We start from the raw sequence: 19,992 nt of genomic DNA, 5'->3' as shown, positions 1-19,992 counted from the left end.
CCGCACGGCGGGTGGATTGGAAGCTTGCCGACATGGCCATTCGATCGTCCAGCGCCCGAGGCGCTGGACGAGCTCCCAGGCGTGCATGAGTTCGAAGTTCGCGTGACCTACCCGGCCGCGTACCCGATGGTGCCACCAGCCATCGAACCTCTGACGCCAGAGCCTACGCTCGAGGAGCAATCGCAAACGGCTTGGCATGTCGCACCCAACGGATACCTATGCCTGTTGCAGAGCGACGGCGACTGGCAGCCCGAAGCCAGCATCACCGAGCTTCTGATCAAGGCGTCTGGCTGGCGTGTCGAGTATGCGCTAATGAAGGCCGGGCTTGTCTCCGCCATGTCGATTCGAGGCCTCGTCTCCGACACCTCGCGCGACGAACTCATCACCGCAGCGAGCGCGGGCAATGCGGGCGACGGAGAGACGCACGACGATGTCGTCGAGTGAAACCTGCATCTTCGTCCCCGGCGAGGCGATTCACAAGATCGCGGGCTCGTCGCTCTCGGGCGGCACACTGGTTCTTCAATTTTCACAAGCGGACGAGATTTTCGTGGTTGCAGCCGTAGAGATCGGCCACGATATCCGGTCCTCCACTCTGCCGTCCCGCGACTATTTAGCGCTCAACGGGGTGAATGCCAGTTTCGACGGACAGTGGTTGAGGGCGCCTGAGCCGGGCGATGCGACATCGCTTCATCTTCAGCACCTGCTTCTTGCACGCCGCCCACTTGCGGCCATCCCGATCGATGTCTTCCGCGACCTAGTGGCCGGGGTGCGCGATCCGGGCAACAAGCGCGGCTTCCTCATTACTCACGACCCGCAACTTCCACCCGAGCTTCGTGATCTCGGCTGCCCAGAATTCGCAGGGTGGACGATCGAACGGACAGGAGTTCGGCCGCTTCCTCTTCAAATAGAACCTGAGTGCTTCGGGATCGAGCAATTGGCCGCGACGTGGCCGGTCGAGCGAATGTCGACAATTCGGGTGCTACTCGTTGGGTGCGGCAGCATCGGAAGCGCAGCCGCTGAGGCGCTTGCAAGTGTTGGCATGGGCACTATCGACCTTGTTGATCCGGACCGCTTCCTTTGGCACAACATGATTCGCCATAGCCTCGCGAAAGAGAGCGTTGGGCGCTTCAAAGTCGACGCTATGCGCGAGCACCTGCGCGAAAGGTGGCCCCACACGACCGTTCATCCACATCGAGAGGACGTGGTGGAGGACGCTCACACCGTCCGCCAGCTCTTCAAAGAGGCTGACGTCGTGATCTGCGCGGCGGACGGTATCGCGCCTCGCCGAGTTGTGAGCCATCTCGCTCGCCGCGCTGGGGTTCCCTCGGTACTTGCCTGTGTGCTCGAGCACGGAGCCGTGGGCGAACTACTACGGCTCCGACCTACGCCACGCTTCGGCTGCCTGCTCTGCATGCGAGCGGCACTAGCGAACGAGGGAGCGATGGACGCTGAGGCTGATCAAGAGCTCGGCTACGGGACCGGCAGTACACATCAACCGATGTCAGCCGTGCCACCCGACCTGCGCCTCATCGGAACGCTGGCGGCGAAGGTGGCGGTCGCGACTGTGCTCGAGTCGCGTCACGGCGATCACACGCAGCGCCTTCCTGGCGAGCACGCGATCATCGGACTGCGGCCGGCGGGTGACCTAGCGCCCCCGTTCGACGTGTCGTTCGCCGGGGAGATTCGATGGTCAACAATTCCGAGCCCCCGACCGACATGTCCAACATGTTCACCCCCGTGACGACCCGCCCCGGCACTCGCTCCATCTGGATATCAGTCGGGGCTCTGCAGACGATTGTGAGCGAATCGGAACGATCCGCCGACGGGCTTGAGACCGGAGGAATCCTCCTAGGCGCCGACTCGGGCAAGCACATCGCGATACGCCACGCGGGTGAGCCTGGCCCGAGAGCGCAGCGAGAGCGCTACAACTTCCTGCGTGACCTGGACTATGCGCGGCGGCTCGCAGACGCCGCCTGGGCGCATGATTGCAGTCAGTGGATCGGCGAGTGGCACACGCACCCGTTTGGGCCTCTGACCCCCAGCGACGTGGACTTGGGCTCCTATCTGCGTCACCTGAAGGATCCCGACCTATCATTTGATCGCTTCGTCTCGGTCATTGTCGGGTTGGACCTCTCTCGCGGCATCGTTGTAACGGCCTGGCTGGTCGAACGCGATCGCTTCTGGCAGCTGTCGATTCGTCACGGGAAGGACCGGCGAAATGCACAGTCCACAGCCCCTCCCGACAGCTTGCTCGGGCGTGAATCCACAAGGCGACCAGGCGCAGAGGAGCACCGGTGACGAGAGATGCGGCGACATTCGATCCCGTCGCCCCACTCTTCATCTCGTATCGACACAGCGACGGCTCGGCGATAGCAACGGCGCTCGTGGGGCTGCTCCGGGCTGCTGGGATTCCGGTATGGCGCGACCGCGACGATCTGCCGCCGGGTGACACGACCGCTCGGCTTGAGCAGGCAATTGATGCTGGCATCTCCGGGGCAGTGATCATAGTGACTGAAGACATCGCGAACAGCCGGGTGGTCAAGGAGGTCGAGGTTCCTCGTCTGCTCCGCGTCCACGAAGCAGACGCCAGCTTCAGCCTGGGCATCGTCAACGACGTGACAGAGCCGGGCGGCACGGTGGACTACGGCGCACCCGATCGGCTACTGCAACCGGCGGCAGGCAGCCTTCGCGGCGTCGATCAGCGCGGCACCGATCGCGATGACTTGGTCCGGTTTGCGCGTGCGATCGTTTGGCAACGCCTCGCGTTGATTCGCGACCGCCGGGCCAACGCTCGGCGGCGGTTGGAAATCAACATCCAGACACGCAACGCTGCGCAGGTTTATGACAGGTCGGGCGCTGACCTTGAGATTCGCCTGAGGCCTTCAACTCATGAGCGACTGCCCAGCGCCTCGGGACTGCGCGACCTGAAAGACACGATCGCATTCCTACCTGATGCTGCGACCCGAGCGAACGCCTCGACGGTCCGGATCCGAGGGGGCGGACATCTTTCAGTCGCCTTCGCCCTCGGCGCCGCTCTGCCCTCGACGCGCATCGGCGCGCTTGAAGTTCAAGGTAGCGACGGTGCGACGTGGACTGGGGGCACAGTGGCGGCGCGCTCCGAACCGGCCAGAGTTCGGGTGCTCGCGAAAGGTGCGGGAGGGCCGCACACAGGAGACGCCGCACCGTCAGTTGCCGTCTACGTCGATCTCCTCGAGATTCGCAGCGACGCCGCCTATGATCGCTTCCTCGAGGATTACGCTGCGCATCTTGACGCGTGGCTCCACGTCGGCACCGTTAGGACTGGCCCGCTGGACCCGTCCGAGGCAAGCGAGCTTGCAGCGGAAGTCGCTGCCCTGGTTCGTCAGCTATCGTACGAACATTCGAACGCCGAGGTGCACGTACTGTTGCGCTGCCCTTTCCCAATGGCTGTCCTCCTCGGGAGACTCTCCAATACCTTGCGCTGTGTCGTCTACGAATGGTCCGATTCGCCGGTAGAAGGCGATCGCGATCGGCGACCCCGCTACGTAGGAACCCTGCAGGTCCGAGCTTCAGCAACCAGCGGCGTGATTCAGCGAGTGCTCCTGACAGAGGTTTAGCACGACTCACGACGATCGACTGCACGCCGGTACTGCTACAAGCCGGATCACCGATTGCGGCAACGAGATCCTGCGGACTGTGCGCGGACCTGGCAGCGAGGCGGGCCCCTGGATCACTGAAATCTAGCCGAGTTCTGCCGCCGTTCACACGTTGAAGCGGAACTCCACCACGTCGCCGTCCGCCATCACGTAGTCCTTGCCCTCGATGCGCACCCGACCAGCGGCCTTCGCGTCGGCCATCGAACCGTGGGCGTCCAGATCCTCGAAGGAGACGACCTCGGCCTTGATGAAACCGCGCTCGAAGTCGGTGTGGATGACGCCGGCCGCTTGCGGGGCGGTCCAGCCCTTGCGGATCGTCCAGGCGCGCGACTCCTTGGGGCCGGCGGTCAGGTAGGTCTGCAGCCCGAGGGTCTCGAAGCCGATGCGGGCGAGCTGGTGCAGCCCCGACTCCTCCTGGCCGAGCGACTGCAGCAGCTCGAGCGCCTCCTCGGGATCGAGGTCGACGAGCTCCGACTCCACCTGAGCGTCGAGGAACACGGCCTTGGCGGGCGCGACGAGCGCCGCCAGCTCAGCCTTCTTCGACGCATCCGACAGCACCGCCTCGTCGACGTTGAAGACGAAGAGCACCGGCTTGGCGGTGAGCAGCCCGAGCTCGCGGATCGGCGTCGTGTCGAAGCCGGCCTGCGAGAGCGTGCGGCCCGAGTTCAGGATCTCGTTCGCCTCGACGGCGGCCGCGAGCACCGCAGCGTCGACCTTCTTGCCCTTGACCTCCTTCTCGAGGCGCGGAATGGCCTTCTCGAGCGTCTGCAGGTCGGCGAGCATCAGCTCGGTGTTGATCGTCTCCATGTCGGAGGCGGGATCGACCGCGCCCTCGACGTGCACGACGTCGCCGTCGGAGAAGCCGCGCACGACCTGCGCGATCGCGTCGGCCTCGCGGATGTTCGCGAGGAACTTGTTGCCCAGGCCCTCGCCCTCGCTCGCGCCCTTCACGATGCCGGCGATGTCGACGAACGACAGCGCCGCAGGCAGGATGCGCTGCGAGCCGTGGATCTCGGCGAGCCGCGTCAGCCGCTCGTCCGGCAGCTCGACCACCCCGATGTTCGGCTCGATCGTGGCGAACGGGTAGTTCGCCGCGAGCACGGTGTTCTTGGTGAGAGCGTTGAAGAGGGTCGACTTGCCCACATTGGGGAGTCCGACGATGCCGATCGTGAGTGCCACGACAGATCAGCCTACCGGCGCGCATCCGCCACCCCTGTTCGCGCTCAGGCTCGCGGCGTAGCCTCGGCCGCACACGACCAGCATCGACAGTGCAGGAGCGACCATGAGCCACGACCAGAACGACCCGAACTACGACTCGCGCGACGGCGACCCGGTCTACCACGAGGGCCCGCCCCCGGGCAGCGGCACCGCCTCGTCGTTCGACACCCGCCACAACGAGTTCCCGCCCGGAGAGGGCCAGCCCGGCGCGGCGACCGACCCGAAGACGCACCAGCCCGTGCACGGCGACGGCACGGCCTACGAGGAGCCCGGCGAGGGCTGGGAGATGGGCCGCGACGCCGAGCAGCCCGAGCAGATCGGCAAGCGGCAGCAGGCCGACCTCGAGGCCGACGAGCGCGACGTCGCCGGCACCGACGCCCCGGGCATCGAAGAGGGCGAGCCCCGCTGACGACCGGCCGCATCCGCCGGCGCTGCGTCGTGCACGGCAACGTGCAGGGCGTCGGCTTCCGCATGGCCGCGCGACGCGAGGCGGCGCGCCTCGGCGTCGTCGGCAACGTGCGCAACCGCTTCGACGGCACCGTCGAGGCCGAGGTCGAGGGCGAGGCGGATGCGGTGCACGCGATGGTCTCGTGGCTCGAGCAGGGCCCCTCGTCGGCACGCGTCGACCGCGTCGACGTCGCGCCGGTGGAGCCGCGCGGCGATGCGGAGTTCCGGGTGAGCTGAGGCCCTCGCTCGCCGCCCGTCAGGCCCGCCGGCCGTCCACGCGGCACCCAGGTTCCGCGCGTACCGTCGCCGCAGGCAACAGCCGCCCTCGCTGGGCGCAGCGGGCCAGGAGCACGCGGCGCGACGCAGCGAGGGAACCGAACCGATGGAGGACATCGTGACGTTCCAGGGCAACATCGACACCCTCAGCGGGCGCACCGTCTACGGCAGCGACGGGCACCGCATCGGCACCGTCGGGCAGATCTTCGTCATGCAGGGCACCGAGCAGCCCACCTGGGTGACGGTGCAGACGGGCCTGTTCGGCACGCACGAGTCGTTCGTGCCGATGGCAGAGGCGACCGAGCGGGGCGACGAGCTCGTCGTGCCGTACGAGAAGGCCTTCGTGAAGGACGCGCCGCGCATCGACGAGGCCTCCGAGCTGAGCGTCGAGCAGGAGGGCGAGCTCTACCGCTACTACGGCGTGCAGCCGCCCGTGCGACAGGCGGATGCGTCGGGTCACCACGGCGCCGCCGGGCACGCGGGCGACGGGCACGGCGACGCTCCGCTGCACACCGGGCACCGGGATGAGGGGCAGCGCGATGACGGGCGTCGGGATGACGACGCGCGGCACAGCGGCGACGACCGCGACACGCACCACCGGCTCGACGCCGACACGGCGGGCGCGGCGGCCGCCGGGGGCGCGGCGGCCGCTGCCGCCGACAGCGGCGACGGCAGCATCGGCGGACCGCGTCTGCGCCGCCGCATCGTGACCGAGATGCAGACGGTGCAGGTGCCGGTGCAGCGCGAGGAGATCTACGTCGAGGGCGACGAGCTGCCCGGCCGCGCCGACGACGACCGCCGCGGCTGACCGCCGGCGAGCGCGCGACAGCGAAGGGGCCGCGGAGACGCGGCCCCTTCGTCGCGCCGGACGCCGCTCGCACGCAGCGACAGCCCAGCCGCACCGGTCGAGGTGCGCAGTCTGCGAGACCGGAGCCCGTCGGCACTGCGCTGTCAGCGCAACGCACGCGTGCCCGCTTGCGCGCGTCGCGCATCCGCACCATCATGCTGGCAGGCCGCGCGACCCGCGGCGAAACCCTGGCGCCGTGGCAGCACGACGCCCGTTCTCAACGAGGAGAGCCGCCATGAGCGCAATCCCTGAGTTCACGCACGAGCGCGTCCTGACATCCATGGGCACCCGCAGCGGACTCGTCATCACCGTCGCCCTCCACTCCAGCGTGCTGGGGCCGGCCCTCGGCGGCTGCCGCATGTGGACCTACCCGACCTGGGCCGACGGGCAGGCCGACGCGCTGCGGCTGTCGGCCGCGATGACGCTGAAGAACGCGGCCGCTGGCCTCGACGCCGGCGGCGGCAAGTCGGTGATCGCCCTGCCCATGGGCACCGCGCTCGACGCCGAGCGCCGCCGCGCCGCGCTGCTCGACCTCGGCGATCTCGTCGAGGCGCTCGACGGCCGCTACCGCACCGCCGAGGATGTCGGCACGACCGAGCACGACATGCTCGTCGTGCGCGAGCGCACCGAGCACGTCGTCGGCCTGCCCGCCGAGAGCGGCGGCGCGGGTGAGCCGGCCGGCGCGACCGCGCTGGGCGTCTACTCGGCGATCGCCCCCACGCTCGAGGAGGCCTTCGGCAGCGACGACATCTCGGGCCGCTCGTTCGTGATCTCCGGCCTCGGCCAGGTCGGCGGCCGCCTCGCGCGGATGCTCGCCGGTCATGGCGCCCGCCTGTTCGTCACCGACATCGACGAGGGCAAGCGCCAGCTCGCCGACGACCTCGGCGCCCAGTGGATCGCGCCCGACGCCGCGCTCACCACGCCCGCCGACGTGCTCGTGCCCGCCGGGCTCGGCGGCATCCTCACCGACGAGGCGATCGACGCGCTGCCCGTGCGCGCGGTCGTCGGCCCCGCCAACAACCCGCTCGCCGAGCGCAGCGGCGCAGAGCGGCTGCTGCAGCGCAGCATCGTCTACGCGCCCGACTTCGTCGTCAACGCCGGCGGCGTGATCCACCTCGAGGGCATCGCGCACGGCCAGCAGTGGCCCGAGATCGCGCACCGCCTCACCGGCATCGGCGAGACCGTGCGCAGCGTGCTCCGCAGCGCCCGCGAGCACGGCACCACGCCGCTCGCCGCCGCCGAGGCGCTGGCCACCGCGCGCATCGACCGGGCCCGGGCGCACGCGACGGTCACCGCCTGACCGGCCGTCGCAGCGCATCCGCCGGCCGTTCTGCACGACCCGTCGTTCTGGCCCCTCGCGCCCCGAGCGGGAGGGGCGTAGCGTCGGGCGTGCGCGACAGCGAGGCCGCGCCGAGAGGAGGCACGATGCATCAGGAGAGCACCCACCGCCACCACAGCCAGGAGGATGACGTCGTCGCGGCGGGCGCCCACGACCCGGGCGAAGAGCGCCATGTCGAGGAGCCAGACCCCCGCTTCGGCGAGAACCCGAAGGCCAACCCCGCAGAGGGCTACGCGGAAGACCAGCCCGACGCCTGAACGCGCGAGGCGGCCGACGAGATCGAATCCGTCGGCCGCCTCGCCCATGCCTAGCCGCGATCGATCGCCGGCCGCTCGTCGGATGCCTGCTCGGCGACGGCCCGCAGCCGCGCGACGTAGTCGGCCCACCAGTCGGCGTCGCGATCGGGCAGGTTCGAGACGCCCTGCCGAAGGCCCGCCTGGCCGTCGAGCGCCTCGCGCACGACGTCGGCGTGGCCCGCGTGGCGGGCAACCTCGGCGATGAGGTGCACGACCAGGCGGTGCAGCGTCGTGTCGCCGCGGTCACCCCACCAGGGCACGTGCGCGGGCGCGTCGAGCGGCAGGGCGGCGAAGGTCGCGTCGGCGTGCGCCCACGCGCGATCCCAGAGGCTGAGCACCGACTCGACCGACTCGTCGGCGGTCGCCCACATGTCGGCGTTGTCGTCGGCATCGTCGTCGTCCCACGGCAGGTGCTCGCCGAAGGGGCGGCCGACGCAGTCGCCGAGATAGCCCGCGACCACCGAGGCGACGTGCTTGGCCAGGCCCAGCAGGTTGGTGCCGGTGGCGGTCATCGGCATGCGCAGCCCGCGCTCGGAGAGGCCCTCGAGCTTCCACCGTAGGGTGTCGCGCTGCACCCGGAGGTAGCGCAGCAGGGTGGCGTCGGGATCCTCAAGCGTGGTGGCGTCGTCGCTCATGCAGGCATCCTTGCAGGCGGCGCCGACAGGCTCGCCGCGACTCGCTTTGCCTAGTTGACAACTCCACTAGTCGCGTGGTCGACTAGCGGCGTGATCCTCTCCCGCATCATCCTCGGCATGCTCGCCGTCGCCCCGATGACCGGCGCCGACCTCAAGCGCCACTTCGACTCGACCGTCGCCCACCTCTGGAGCGCCGACAAGGCGCAGATCTACCGCACGCTCGCCGGGCTCGTCGAGCAGGGCCTCGCCAGCGTCACGGTCATCCCCGGCACGAACGCGCCCGACCGCCAGGAGCACCACCTCACCGACGCCGGCCGCGCCGCGCTGGTCGACTGGCTGCGCTCCGAGCTCGACCGGCAGCCCGAGCGCGAGCCCTTCCTCGCGCGGCTGTTCGTCAGCGACGCGCTCGATGACGACGGCGTGCTGCTGCTCGTCGAGCGGCGCCGCGCGGCCGCCGTCGAGCAGCTGGCGGTCTACGAGGGCATCCGCGAGTCCGCGGCCGCTCCGGCCGACCGCGGCGGGCGGCTGCGCCTCGCGACGCTCGAGCACGGCATCCGCCAGGCCCGCACCGAGCTGGCCTGGCTCGACGACCTCCAGGCGGAGCTCTCGTGACCGCCTTCCCCGAGATCCATGCGCCGGCGGCGGCCACGACGCATCCGCCCGTCGTCTTCCTGCACGGCGGCAACGTCGCCAACTGGATGTGGGAGCCGCAGCTTCCCGCCGTCGCCGACCGCCTCGCCCTCACGCCGCACCTGCCCGGCTTCGGCGCGCGCGTCGCCGAATCGTGGCCGGGCCTCGCGGGCGCGGCCGACGACATCGCCGAGCGCATCCGCGCGCTCGTGGCCGAGGCCGGCGGCGAAGCGGGCCCCGTCGACGTGGTCGGGCTGTCGCTCGGCGGTGTGCTCGCGCTGCACCTGGCGGCCCGCCACCCGGGCCTCGTGCGCTCCGTACTGGCCAGCGGCGCCGCCGTCGAGCGGGTGGGCGGCGTCGCGCGCGCGACCTCCGGTCTGCAGCTCGCCCTCTGGCACCGGCGCTGGTTCTGGAAGGCGCAGGCCGTGGCCTTCGGACTGCCCGCCGACTCGCACGAGCCCTACGTCGCGCACGGCGTCTCGATCCGCCGCGACACCGCGGCAGCCATGCTCGCCGAGGTCTACGCCGGCGGCATCCCCGCCGGGCTCGCCGACTACCCGGGGCGGATGCTGCTGGTCGCCGGAGAGCGCGAGCCCGCGGTCATGCGCGCCTCGCTCCGGGCGCTGCAGCGCAGCGGCGCGCGCATCGAGACGCGCATCGCCGCCGGCATGCACCACGTCTGGAACGTCGAGGACGTCGAGCTCTTCAACGGCATGCTGACGCAGTGGCTGGGCGGCGCCGTGCACGCGCGGCTCGTGGGCGCCTGACGGCGGGCGACCGACCGCATCCGACCCTCCGGCGCAGCCGGTCAGCCCTCGCGGGCCTCGGCGGCGGGCGCCTCCCCCGCCGGCCACACGACCGCGCCGTCGCGCAGCGTCGCCGCCTCGCTCAGCGGATGCGGCCGCAGCGCGCCGTCGTGCATGAGGTGCAGCACCTCGACGCCGTGCCGCAGCGTCGCCACGTCGGCGACCACCCGGCGGTGGCAGCGCCACCAGACCGCCTCCGAGCACAGCACCGCGGTGCGGCGCTCGGCCGCGTCGGCGAGCGTGGCGGCGAGCCCGTCGGTGAAGTCTGCGCTGCGCGTCCAGGCGGCGTAGGCGCGGAACGCGGCGACCTGCCACCAGTCGTCGGGCGAGACGGCGTCGTCGGCCTTCCGCAGCCGCCGGCGCCCGCCCAGCCGCTCCTCCCAGCGCCAGCCGATGCCGGCCGCGCCGAGCACGGCCGCGATCGCGTCGCGCGATGCCGCCGGATTGGCGCGGCTGCCCGGGAACCGGCGGATGTCGACCACCAGCTCGACGCCCGCGCCCGTCAGCAGCGCGCGCAGCGCGTCACCCTCCAGCCGGCCGTGGCCGACCGTGAGCAGGGTGGCGGCTACCGGTCCTCCTCGAGCCCCAGCTCGATCAGCTCGGTGATCAGGTCGGCGTAGCCGATGCCCGACGACTCCCACACGACCGGGAACATCGAGATGGCGGTGAAGCCGGGCATGGTGTTGATCTCGTTGACGACGATGCCGTGCTCGGGCGAGACGAAGCAGTCGACCCGGGCGAGGCCGGCGCCCTCGATCGCCTCGAACGCGCGGATCGCGGTGGCCTGGAGCCCCGCGATCGTGTCGTCGTCGAGCTGCGCGGGGCAGACCACGCGGGCGCCCTCGCCGCCGCGGTACTTCAGGTCGAAGTCGTAGAACCGGCCCTCGTCGAGCTCGATCTCGCCCGGCAGCGACGCGCGCGGGATGTCGCCGTCGCGGCCCGAGAGCACGCCCACCTCGACCTCGCGGCCGCGCACCCCGACCTCGACGAGCGCGCGGGAGTCCTCGGCGAGCGCCGTCTCCATCGCCCGGTCGAAGTCGAGCAGCGAGGCCACGCGGCTCACGCCCACCGACGAGCCGGCGCGGGCCGGCTTCACGAACACCGGGAACGGGAAGTCGCCCAGCCTGGCCCGCACCGCGTCGGGCTCGCGCCGCCACTCGCCGCGCGAGACCGTCATCCAGGGGGCGACGCGGATGCCGGCGTGCTCGAGCACGGTCTTCGTGAAGTGCTTGTCCATGCCGACGGCACTGGCCAGCACGCCGTTGCCGACGTAGGGCAGGCCGGCCAGCTCGAGCGCTCCCTGGATCGTGCCGTCCTCGCCGAACGGGCCGTGCAGGATCGGGAAGACCACGTCGACCGGCAGCTCCTCCGTGGCAGCGAGCCCCGTGCCGTCGACGCGATCGACGCGCAGCACGCCCTCCCCCGCCGTCTGCGGCAGGCGCACGCGCGTGCCGTTGTCGACGACCGTCGGCATGGCCTCGAGCGTCAGCTCGGCCGGGTCGCCGTCCCAGAGCGTCCAGGCGCCCTCGCGGGTGATGCCCACCACGATCGGCTCGAACCGCTCGCGGTCGAGGTGCCGCAGCACGCTGCCGGCGGTCGCGCACGAGATGCTGTGCTCGCTGGAGCGCCCGCCGAACAGCAGGGCGACGCGGATGCGCGGGGCAGGCTGGGTGTGCTGGCCGGGCTCGGCCACGGGGTTGGGCACGGTCACTCCTCGATCGGCTCGTCGTCGGTCGTCAGGTGGGGGGCGATGTCGCGCGGATCCATGGCGCCGTCGAGCACCAGCTTCACCTGCTCGAGGATCGGCATGCGCACGCCCTTCGCGGCCGCGAGCTGCGCGACCGGGTCGACGGAGGCGAGCCCCTCGGCGACCTGCTCCATGCGCGCGATCACGTCGGTCTGCGAGTAGCCCATGCCCAGCAGCCGGCCGGCGGTGAAGTTGCGCGACAGCGGCGAGCCGCAGGTGGCGATCAGGTCGCCCAGGCCCGCCAGCCCGCTCATCGTCGCCGGCTCGGCACCGTGCGCGACCGAGAACTTCGTCACCTCGGCGAGGCCGCGGGTGATGATCGAGGCCTTCGTGTTCTCGCCGTAGCCGACGCCGTCGACGATGCCGATCGCGAGCGCCACCAGGTTCTTCAGCACGCCGCCGAACTCGGTGCCGATGACGTCGGTGTTGATGAAGGTGTGGAAGTACTCGTTGCGGGCGACCTTCGCGACGGCGCGGGCGGTGTCGGCGCTCGAGGACGACGCGACCGCCGCGGTCGGGTGCTCCTGCGCGATCTCGAGCGCCAGGTTGGGGCCGGAGATCACGGCGATGCGCGCCGGGTCGATGTGCAGCTCCTGCGCGATCACCTCGCTCATGCGCAGCCGCGTGCCGGCCTCGACGCCCTTCATCAGGCTCACGACGGGCGCGTCGCGCGCGATGGCGCCGCCGTGCTCGACGAGCAGCTGCCGCAGCTGCTGGCTCGGCACGGCGAGGTACACCTGGGATGCGTCGGCGAGGGCCTCGCGGATGTCGCTCGTCGCGTGCAGGGTCGCCGGGAGCGTGATGCCCGGCAGGTAGCGCGTGTTGCGGCGCGACTCGTCGATCTCGCGCGCCGCCTCGGGACGGCGCGCCCACAGCACCGTGTCGGTGCCGCCGTCGGCGAGCGCCTTCGCGAACGTGGTGCCCCAGCTGCCGGCCCCCAGGACCGCGACCTCAGGCATCCCCGCCACCGCCGCCACCGTCTGCGCCTGCATCGGCGGGTCCGTCAGCGCCACCGTCGGTGTCGCCGCGGTGACCGACCGCGCCCGCGCCACCGGACGCATCCGACCGCTTCCTGGCCTGCTCGTTCCTCAGCTGCTCGAAGCGACCCGTCTCGGCCACGCCGTGCTCGGCGGGGTCGAAGCGCTTCGCCGGCGGCTGCTCGCCGCGCAGCTCGCCCAGCAGGCCTGCGATCGCGACCATGACCTTCTCGGTGGCGGCGTTCATCGCCGCCTGATCGGTGCGGCCGGCGAACTCCGACAGGTCGACCGGCGGGCCGAAGAGGATCTGGATGTGCTTGCGCGGGAAGGGGTGCAGGCCCTTGCCGTAGCGGGGCATCAGGTGCTGCGTGCCCCAGTGCGCCGCCGGGATCAGCGGCACGCCGGCCTCGAGCGCCATGCGCACCGCGCCCGTCTTGCCGCGCATCGGCCACAGGTCGGGGTCGCGCGTGAGCGAGCCCTCGGGGTAGATGATGACGCCCAGCTCGTCCTGCACCAGGGTGCGGGCGGCCGCCATCGGCTCGCCGTGGCTCGAGCGGCCGGCCCGCTCGACGGGGATCTGCCCGGCGGCGCGCAGCAGCGCACCGACGATGGGGATCTCGAACAGGCTCGCCTTCGCCATGAAGCGGGGCACGCGCCCCGACTTCCAGATCGCGACCGCCATGACGATCGGGTCGATCTCGCTGTAGTGGTTGGGCGAGAGCACGAACGCGCCGTGCTCGGGCACGTGCTCGTGGCCGCGGATGTGCAGCTTCGACATCGCCGCCATCGCCGGGATGACCGTGGCGGCGAGACCCAGGTAGATCGGCTTGCGCTCCGACTTCGGCGGGTGGCCGGGCAGCGCCATCAGCCCTCCACGTCGAAGTCCGCGCCGAGGATCTCCAGCTTCTCGATGAAGCGCTCGTACCCGCGGGCGATGATGCCGACGTTCGAGATGCGGCTGGTGCCCTCCGCGGTCAGCGCCGCCACCAGGTGGCTGAAGCCGCCGCGCAGGTCGGGCACCTCGATGTCGGCGCCGTGCAGCTCGACCGGCCCGGCGATGACCGCCGAGTGCTGGTAGTTGCGCTGGCCGAAGCGGCAGGCGTGGCTGCCGAGGCAGTCGGTGTGGATCTGGATGCGCGCACCCATCTCGACGAGCGCCTCGGTGAAGCCGAAGCGCTGCTCGTAGACAGTCTCGTGCACGATCGAGATGCCGTTGGCCTTCGCCAGCGCCACGACCAGCGGCTGCTGCCAGTCGGTCATGAAGCCGGGGTGCACGTCGGTCTCGACGACGACGGGCTTCAGGTCGCCGCCCGGGTGCCAGAAGCGGATGCCGTCGGGCTCGATCTCGAAGGCGCCGCCGGCCTTGCGGTAGATGTTGAGGAACGTGGTCATCTCGGGCTGCGTCGCGCCCTCGAGGAAGATGTCGCCGCCGGTCGCGAGCGCCGCGCACGCCCACGAGGCGGCCTCGTTGCGGTCGAACAGCGCCGTATGGCGGTAGCCGACGAGCTTGTCGACGCCCTCGATGCGGATCGTGCGGTCGGTGTCGACCTGGATCTCAGCGCCCATCTTCTGGAGGATCGCGATGAGATCCATGATCTCGGGCTCGACGGCAGCGTTCGTCAGCTCGGTGCGGCCCCTGGCGCGCACCGCCCCCAGCAGCACCTGCTCGGTCGCCCCCACCGACGGGTACGGCAGGTGGATCTTGGCGCCGTGCAGGCCGTTGGGTGCCGTCATGCGGATGCCGCTCGGCAGCTTCTCGACGACGGCGCCGAAGTTGCGCAGCACCTCGAGGTGGAAGTCGATCGGGCGGTCGCCGATGTGGCAGCCGCCGAGGTCGGGGATGAACGCCTCGCCGAGCTGGTGCAGCAGCGGGCCGCAGAACAGGATCGGGATGCGGCTGGAGCCGGCGTGCGCGTTGATCGACGTCTCGTGGGCCGTGCGCACGTTCGACGGGTCGAGGCGCAGCGTGTCGCCGTCGCGCTCGACCGTGACGCCGTGCAGCTCGAGTAGGCCCTGCACGACGCGCACGTCGCTGATCTCGGGCACGCTGCGCAGCTCGCTGGCGCTCTCGCCCAGCAGCGCGGCGACCATCGCCTTCGTGACGAGGTTCTTCGCACCCTTCATCTGGATGCGCCCGTTGAGCGGCTTGCCGCCGCGCACGGTGATGCGGTCGACATTCATGCCGACGGCCGCACCGGCGCTCTTGCTGAACTCGGTCAGGTTCACTTAGCTTCCTTCGCTCACAGGCTGGGTCGTGGGCATCCACGACGGCCGCTTGGCCTCGAATGCGGTGATCGCATCCTCGTCTCGGAGGGTCAGGGCGATGTCGTCGAGGCCTTCGAGCAGGCGCCAGCGAGTGTAGTCATCGATCTGGAAGTCATGCGCGACGCCGTCGGCGGTCGCGGTGCGCGCCTCGAGGTCGACGGTGATCTCGGCGCCCGGGCTCGCGTTCGCGACGGCCCAGAGCGCCTCCATCGACTCCTCGGAGATCTGCCCGACGAGCAGGCCCTGCTTGCCGGCGTTGCCGCGGAAGATCTCGCCGAAGCGCGGGCCGAGCACGGCGCTGAAGCCGAAGTCGCGCAGCGCCCAGACGGCGTGCTCGCGGCTGGAGCCGGTGCCGAAGTCGTGACCGACGACCAGGATGCCGCCGCGCCTGTAGGGCTCCTGGTTGAGCACGAACTCGGGGTCCTGCCGCCAGGAGTGGAACAGCGCGTCGTCGTAGCCGGTCTTCGTGACCCGCTTCAGGAACACCGCGGGGATGATCTGGTCGGTGTCGACGTTCGAGCGCTCGAGCGGCACGATGGGGCCCGTCAGGGTGGTGATCTTCTCCATGTTCAGGCCTCCCCGCCCGTCTGCGGCCGCGGATCGGCGATCTGCAGCTCGTCGACGGTCACGTTGCGCGCCGCCTCCTCGGATTCCTCGACCTGCAGATCCTGTGCCTGCAGGTCCTGTGCCTGCAGGTCCCAGGGGCTCGACAGCGTGCCGCGGATCGCGGTCGCCGCCGCCACCAGCGGCGAGACCAGGTGCGTGCGGCCGCCCTTGCCCTGGCGGCCCTCGAAGTTGCGGTTCGAGGTCGATGCGCATCGCTCGCCCGGGGCGAGCTGGTCGGGGTTCATGCCCAGGCACATCGAGCAGCCGGCGAAGCGCCACTCGGCGCCGAAGTCGGTGAAGACCTTGTCGAGCCCGGCGGCCTCGGCCTCGAGGCGCACCCGAGCCGAGCCCGGCACGACCAGCACGCGCACCCCATCCGCCTTCTTCTTCCCGCGGAGGATGTCGGCGGCGGCCGTCAGGTCCTCCATGCGCGAGTTCGTGCAGGAGCCGATGAAGACGGTGTCGACGGGGATGTCCTTGAGGCGCGTGCCCGGGCGCAGGTCCATGTACTCGAGGGCGCGCTCGGCGGCGGCGCGGTCGGTCGGGTCGGTGAACGACTCGGGCGCGGGGATCTCGCCCGAGAGCGAGACGCCCTGGCCGGGGTTCGTGCCCCAGGTGACGAAGGGCTCGAGCTCGTTCGCGTCGATCGTGATCTCGTTGTCGAACACCGCGTCGTCGTCGGTCGGCAGCGTCTTCCAGTACTCGAGCGCGGCGTCCCAGTCGGCGCCCTTCGGCGCGTGCGGCTTGTCCTTCACGTAGGCGAAGGTGGTCTCGTCGGGGGCGACCATGCCGGCGCGGGCGCCCGCCTCGATCGACATGTTGCAGATCGTCATGCGGCCCTCGATCGAGAGCGCGCGGATCGCGCTGCCGCGGTACTCGAAGACGTAGCCCGCGCCGCCGCCGGTGCCGATCTTCGCGATCACGGCGAGGATGATGTCCTTCGCGGTCACGCCCGGGCGCAGCTCGCCCTCGACGTTGATCGCCATCGTCCTGAAGGGCTTCAGCGGCAGCGTCTGGGTGGCCATGACGTGCTCGACCTCGCTCGTGCCGATGCCGAACGCCATCGCGCCGAACGCGCCGTGCGTCGAGGTGTGCGAGTCGCCGCAGACCACCGTCACGCCCGGCAGCGTCAGGCCCAGCTGCGGGCCCACCAGGTGCACGATGCCCTGCTCCTTGTCGCCCAGCGAGTGGATGCGCACCCCGAACTCGGCCGCGTTCTCGCGCAGCGTCTCGATCTGCTTGCGGCTCGTCGGATCCTGGATGGGCTTGTCGATCGCGAGCGTGGGCGTGTTGTGATCCTCGGTCGCGACCGTGAGGTCGGTGCGGCGCATCGGGCGACCCGCCTGCCGGAGGCCGTCGAACGCCTGCGGGCTCGTCACCTCGTGCACGAGGTGGAGGTCGATGTAGATGAGGTCGGGCGCGCCGTCCTCACCCTTGACCACCACGTGGTCGTCCCACACCTTCTCCGCGAGCGTCCTGCCCATGTGTCGTCTCCCCAGCAGTCGCGGGCGCCTGATCGCCCGTCTTGCAAGTCTACGCGGGGCGGTGTGCCCCATCCTCTGAGGGCGAACAGGCCGGATGCGTCGGGTCGGCCGGGCGGCGCGGTGGCGCCCGGCTCGCGCTGCCGACACCATGGGGCCATGAGCGCACCCATCACCGTCGCCGTCACGGGCGGCGCAGGCCAGATCGGCTATCAGCTGCTGTTCCGCATCGCCGACGGCGACATGCTCGGACCCGACCAGCCCGTGCGGTTGCGGATCCTCGAGGTCGAGCAGGCGCTGCCGGCGCTCGAGGGCGTGGTCATGGAGCTGCACGACGCGGCCTTCCCGCTGCTCGCCTCGGTCGACACGACGGCGGATGCGTCGGTCGCCTTCGAGGGCGCCGATCACGCGCTGCTCGTGGGCGCGAAGCCGCGCAGCGCCGGTATGGAGCGCAGCGACCTGCTGGCCGCCAACGGCGCCATCTTCGCCGCGCAGGGACGCGCGATCCAGGAGCGCGCGAGCCAGGGCATCCGCATCACCGTGACCGGCAACCCGGCCAACACGAACGCCCTGATCGCCGCGGCCGCGGCGCCCGATGTGCCGCGCGAGCGCTTCTCGGCGCTCACCCGGCTCGACCACAACCGCGCGATCGCGCAGCTGGCCGCGAAGACGCGCGCGGCGGTCGCCGACGTGCGCCGCATGATCGTCTGGGGCAACCACTCGGCGACCCAGGTGCCCGACCTGACGCACGCGCTGGTGGGTGGGCAGCCGGCGGTCGACCTGGTCGAGCGCGCGTGGGTGAAGGGCGAGTTCGTGCCCACGGTGGCGAACCGCGGCGCGGCGATCATCGCGGCCCGCGGCGCATCGTCGGCGGCGTCGGCCGCGTCGGCGACGATCGACCACGTGCGCTCGTGGGTGCTCGGCACCCCGGCCGACGACTGGACCTCGATGTCGGTGATCTCGCGCGGCGACTACGGCGTGCCCGAGGGCCTCGTGTCGTCGTTCCCGGTGACGACGTCGGGCGGCGACTGGGCGATCGTCGAGGGGCTCGCGCTCGACCCGGATGTCGCCGCGCAGCTGCGCGCCTCGGTCGCCGAGCTCGCCGCGGAGCGCGAGCAGGTGCGGGCGCTCGGCTACCTCGGCTGAGCGCGGCGGCGCGCCGCTCCCCAGCCGGGCCGCCCGGGCGCCGCGCCGGTCGCCAAACGCGGAACCGGTCGCGAAACGCGGAGCAATCCGCGAATCGCCACCAAACGCGGACCAATCGCCCGCGTCTCGGCACCGGTCCGCGTCTCACGACTGGCCGCCCTCGTGACCGGCCGCCCTCGCGACCGGCCGCCCTCACGACCGGCCCGCCCCTCGCGACCGGCCCGCCCCTCGCGACCGGCCCGCCCTCGCGACACACGCCCCTCCCGGCTCACGCCCGTCGCGACGCACGCCCTCCCGCCGTCGCCATCCGGCGAGCGGCAGCCGAGCCGCGCCGGCGCCGCGTCGGTCGCGAAACGCGGAGCAATCCGCGAATCGCCGCCAGACGCGGACCGATCGCCCGCTTCTCGCGACACACCCGCTTCTCGCGACCCCCGCCCCTCGCCCCTCGCCGTGCGCGTGACGCGCGCCACCCGCCCTCACCGCTCACCCGACTGCCACGACGCATCCGCCCCTTGCTCACCCGACAGCCGCGACGCATCCGCCCTTCCGCCGACGTCACCCAGCGAGCGCCCGCCGCAGTCCGGGCCGCCCCTGCGCCAGCACGAGCTCGATGGTGGCCAGCGTGCGCTCGCGGTCGTGCACGACCTCGGCGTACCCGAAGCGCAGCCAGCGGTCGCCCTGGTCGGTGATCGCGCGGTTGCGACGGCGGTCCTTCGCGGCCTGCCGCTCGTTGTCGTGCCATTCGTCGCCGTCGGCCTCGACGTAGAGCCACCCGTCGATCAGCAGGTCGCTGGAGCCGCCGCCCGGTGCGGCCACCTGCGACTCGACCGTCCAGCCGCGGTCGCGGCAGGGCACGCGCAGCAGCGACTCGAGGCCCGACTCCGCATCCGGATCGAGCAGCCGACGCCACGACTGGCAGCGCTGCGGCAGCCGACGGAACACGACGTCGACGTCGCTCTCGCCGATCAGACCCTGATGCCAGGCGCTGTCGATCGAGGCGATCGCGTCGTCTCGGTCGACGCGCCGCGCATGCTGCACGAGCGCGTCGACGATGCTGACGCGCCACGGCTGCGCGTCGGGCTCGAAGCGCTCCCAGATGCGCACGCTCCCTGTCGCCACTGGCAGGCTGCGGCTCGGCTTCGTCGCGATCTGCAGCGGCGTCTCGGCGGTGACCCACACGCCGTAGGAGCGCAGCGCGCTCGCGCCCCCGAGGATCCCGCCCGCCTTCAGCGCCGCGACGACGCGTGCGTCGGCCTCGGGCAGCGCCACCCAGAGCCGACCGACTGCGCGCAGCCGCCCGTCGGCGACCGCAGCGCTGATCTGCCTGGACGTGTGCCCGAGCGACCGCAGCGCCGTGCGCTTGACGACGCCGCCCGCCGCGGTCAGGTCTGTCGTGAGGTGCCGCATGGCGGGACTGTGCCGCGAGACGGCCTCGGGCCGCAGCGTCCGTGCCCCGGCCTGTGGAGAGCGAGCGGATGCGGTGCGTCGCGACCCGCGACCGGGTTGCGGTCGCCGGGTGGTCACGAAACGCGGAGCGGTGTTGAGACGCGGAGGATCCATCCGCGTTCTGCGGCGGCTTTCGAATTCATCCGCGTTCCGCGACCGCACGGCTTGGGCTGGCGCCGGCGGCACGGCGCGGGT

General features: G+C 71.4%; 22 protein-coding genes. 12 read left to right on the top strand and 10 right to left on the bottom strand.

Features of this window, described 5'->3' with window-relative positions; genetic code table 11:
• Positions 1-81 precede the first annotated feature (81 nt).
• From Q9250_RS11945 to Q9250_RS11930, 4 genes are read left to right on the top strand one after another with little or no spacing between them, the layout of a single operon-like run.
• A complete protein-coding gene (locus tag Q9250_RS11945; protein ID WP_306232104.1) occupies positions 82-444 on the top strand; it encodes a ubiquitin-conjugating enzyme family protein in 363 nt (120 codons plus the stop codon).
• Positions 431-1,741: a HesA/MoeB/ThiF family protein gene (locus Q9250_RS11940; RefSeq protein ID WP_306232103.1), complete on the top strand. Its 1,311-nt coding sequence runs from the start codon at positions 431-433 to the stop codon at positions 1,739-1,741. Before Q9250_RS11945 ends, Q9250_RS11940 begins: the two co-directional genes overlap by 14 nt.
• Entirely contained in the window at positions 1,738-2,298 is a 561-nt protein-coding gene (locus Q9250_RS11935; RefSeq protein ID WP_306232102.1) for a Mov34/MPN/PAD-1 family protein, read from the top strand. The genes Q9250_RS11940 and Q9250_RS11935 overlap by 4 nt, the downstream gene beginning before the upstream one ends.
• Positions 2,295-3,596: an SAVED domain-containing protein gene (locus Q9250_RS11930; protein WP_306232101.1), complete on the top strand. Its 1,302-nt coding sequence runs from the start codon at positions 2,295-2,297 to the stop codon at positions 3,594-3,596. The genes Q9250_RS11935 and Q9250_RS11930 overlap by 4 nt, the downstream gene beginning before the upstream one ends.
• A gap of 144 nt (positions 3,597-3,740) precedes the next feature.
• Here the strand turns inward: Q9250_RS11930 and ychF are convergent, their stop codons facing one another.
• A complete protein-coding gene (gene ychF, locus Q9250_RS11925) occupies positions 3,741-4,814 on the bottom strand; it encodes a redox-regulated ATPase YchF (protein WP_306232100.1) in 1,074 nt (357 codons plus the stop codon).
• A 103-nt stretch (positions 4,815-4,917) separates the two neighbouring features.
• Here ychF and Q9250_RS11920 point away from each other — a divergent pair, with 103 nt between their 5' ends.
• The 5 genes from Q9250_RS11920 to Q9250_RS11900 all read left to right on the top strand — a co-directional run bounded on the left by Q9250_RS11920 (position 4,918) and on the right by Q9250_RS11900 (position 8,019).
• A complete protein-coding gene (locus Q9250_RS11920; protein WP_306232099.1) occupies positions 4,918-5,262 on the top strand; it encodes a hypothetical protein in 345 nt (114 codons plus the stop codon).
• 29 nt (positions 5,263-5,291) lie between these two features.
• The gene (locus tag Q9250_RS11915; protein WP_306232098.1) at positions 5,292-5,537 is read left to right on the top strand and encodes an acylphosphatase; all 246 of its coding nucleotides are present in this window, start codon (positions 5,292-5,294) and stop codon (positions 5,535-5,537) included.
• A 145-nt stretch (positions 5,538-5,682) separates the two neighbouring features.
• Positions 5,683-6,384, top strand: coding sequence for a PRC-barrel domain-containing protein (locus Q9250_RS11910; protein WP_306232097.1), 702 nt, complete (start codon positions 5,683-5,685; stop codon positions 6,382-6,384).
• Between the two features lie 274 nt (positions 6,385-6,658).
• Positions 6,659-7,723, top strand: a complete 1,065-nt coding sequence (locus tag Q9250_RS11905; RefSeq protein ID WP_306232096.1) for a Glu/Leu/Phe/Val dehydrogenase dimerization domain-containing protein — start codon at positions 6,659-6,661, stop codon at positions 7,721-7,723.
• A 125-nt stretch (positions 7,724-7,848) separates the two neighbouring features.
• Positions 7,849-8,019: a hypothetical protein gene (locus Q9250_RS11900; RefSeq protein ID WP_306232095.1), complete on the top strand. Its 171-nt coding sequence runs from the start codon at positions 7,849-7,851 to the stop codon at positions 8,017-8,019.
• Positions 8,020-8,069: 50 nt separating this feature from the next.
• Here Q9250_RS11900 and Q9250_RS11895 read toward each other — a convergent pair whose 3' ends face one another.
• Positions 8,070-8,693, bottom strand: coding sequence for a DinB family protein (locus Q9250_RS11895; RefSeq protein ID WP_306232094.1), 624 nt, complete (start codon positions 8,691-8,693; stop codon positions 8,070-8,072).
• 90 nt (positions 8,694-8,783) lie between these two features.
• On the opposite strand from Q9250_RS11895, the gene Q9250_RS11890 reads away from it, so the two are divergent.
• Both Q9250_RS11890 and Q9250_RS11885 read left to right on the top strand, forming a co-directional pair.
• Positions 8,784-9,305 (top strand): PadR family transcriptional regulator, encoded by a 522-nt coding sequence (locus tag Q9250_RS11890; RefSeq protein ID WP_306232093.1) that lies wholly within the window; start codon positions 8,784-8,786, stop codon positions 9,303-9,305.
• Positions 9,302-10,090 carry an alpha/beta fold hydrolase gene (locus tag Q9250_RS11885; protein WP_306232092.1) on the top strand — a complete coding sequence of 263 codons (789 nt, stop codon included), beginning with the start codon at positions 9,302-9,304 and terminating at the stop codon, positions 10,088-10,090. The genes Q9250_RS11890 and Q9250_RS11885 overlap by 4 nt, the downstream gene beginning before the upstream one ends.
• 41 nt (positions 10,091-10,131) lie before the next feature.
• On the opposite strand, the gene Q9250_RS11880 is transcribed toward Q9250_RS11885, so the two are convergent.
• From Q9250_RS11880 to leuC, 7 genes are read right to left on the bottom strand one after another with little or no spacing between them, the layout of a single operon-like run.
• Positions 10,132-10,638, bottom strand: coding sequence for a DUF488 domain-containing protein (locus Q9250_RS11880; protein WP_306233990.1), 507 nt, complete (start codon positions 10,636-10,638; stop codon positions 10,132-10,134).
• Positions 10,639-10,694: 56 nt separating this feature from the next.
• Entirely contained in the window at positions 10,695-11,834 is a 1,140-nt protein-coding gene (locus Q9250_RS11875) for a D-alanine--D-alanine ligase family protein (protein ID WP_306232091.1), read from the bottom strand.
• A 2-nt stretch (positions 11,835-11,836) separates the two neighbouring features.
• On the bottom strand, positions 11,837-12,868 hold the full coding sequence (locus Q9250_RS11870) for an NAD(P)H-dependent glycerol-3-phosphate dehydrogenase (RefSeq protein ID WP_306232090.1): 1,032 nt from the start codon (positions 12,866-12,868) through the stop codon (positions 11,837-11,839).
• Positions 12,828-13,718, bottom strand: a complete 891-nt coding sequence (locus Q9250_RS11865) for a lysophospholipid acyltransferase family protein (RefSeq protein WP_306232089.1) — start codon at positions 13,716-13,718, stop codon at positions 12,828-12,830. The genes Q9250_RS11870 and Q9250_RS11865 overlap by 41 nt, the downstream gene beginning before the upstream one ends.
• A complete protein-coding gene (gene murA, locus Q9250_RS11860; protein WP_306233989.1) occupies positions 13,718-15,034 on the bottom strand; it encodes a UDP-N-acetylglucosamine 1-carboxyvinyltransferase in 1,317 nt (438 codons plus the stop codon). The genes Q9250_RS11865 and murA overlap by 1 nt, the downstream gene beginning before the upstream one ends.
• A 45-nt stretch (positions 15,035-15,079) precedes the next feature.
• Positions 15,080-15,685: a 3-isopropylmalate dehydratase small subunit gene (gene leuD, locus Q9250_RS11855; protein ID WP_306232088.1), complete on the bottom strand. Its 606-nt coding sequence runs from the start codon at positions 15,683-15,685 to the stop codon at positions 15,080-15,082.
• 2 nt (positions 15,686-15,687) lie between these two features.
• Positions 15,688-17,208, bottom strand: coding sequence for a 3-isopropylmalate dehydratase large subunit (gene leuC, locus Q9250_RS11850; RefSeq protein WP_306232087.1), 1,521 nt, complete (start codon positions 17,206-17,208; stop codon positions 15,688-15,690).
• Positions 17,209-17,364: 156 nt separating this feature from the next.
• Here leuC and Q9250_RS11845 point away from each other — a divergent pair, with 156 nt between their 5' ends.
• Positions 17,365-18,351 (top strand): malate dehydrogenase, encoded by a 987-nt coding sequence (locus Q9250_RS11845; protein ID WP_306232086.1) that lies wholly within the window; start codon positions 17,365-17,367, stop codon positions 18,349-18,351.
• A gap of 555 nt (positions 18,352-18,906) precedes the next feature.
• Here the strand turns inward: Q9250_RS11845 and Q9250_RS11840 are convergent.
• Positions 18,907-19,758, bottom strand: a complete 852-nt coding sequence (locus tag Q9250_RS11840) for an endonuclease domain-containing protein (RefSeq protein ID WP_306232085.1) — start codon at positions 19,756-19,758, stop codon at positions 18,907-18,909.
• Positions 19,759-19,992 lie beyond the last annotated feature (234 nt).

The sequence above is a fragment of the Agrococcus beijingensis genome, from assembly GCF_030758955.1.
Taxonomy (GTDB): Bacteria; Actinomycetota; Actinomycetes; order Actinomycetales; family Microbacteriaceae; genus Agrococcus; species Agrococcus beijingensis.
This window is presented reverse-complemented; position numbering and strand designations above follow the sequence as displayed.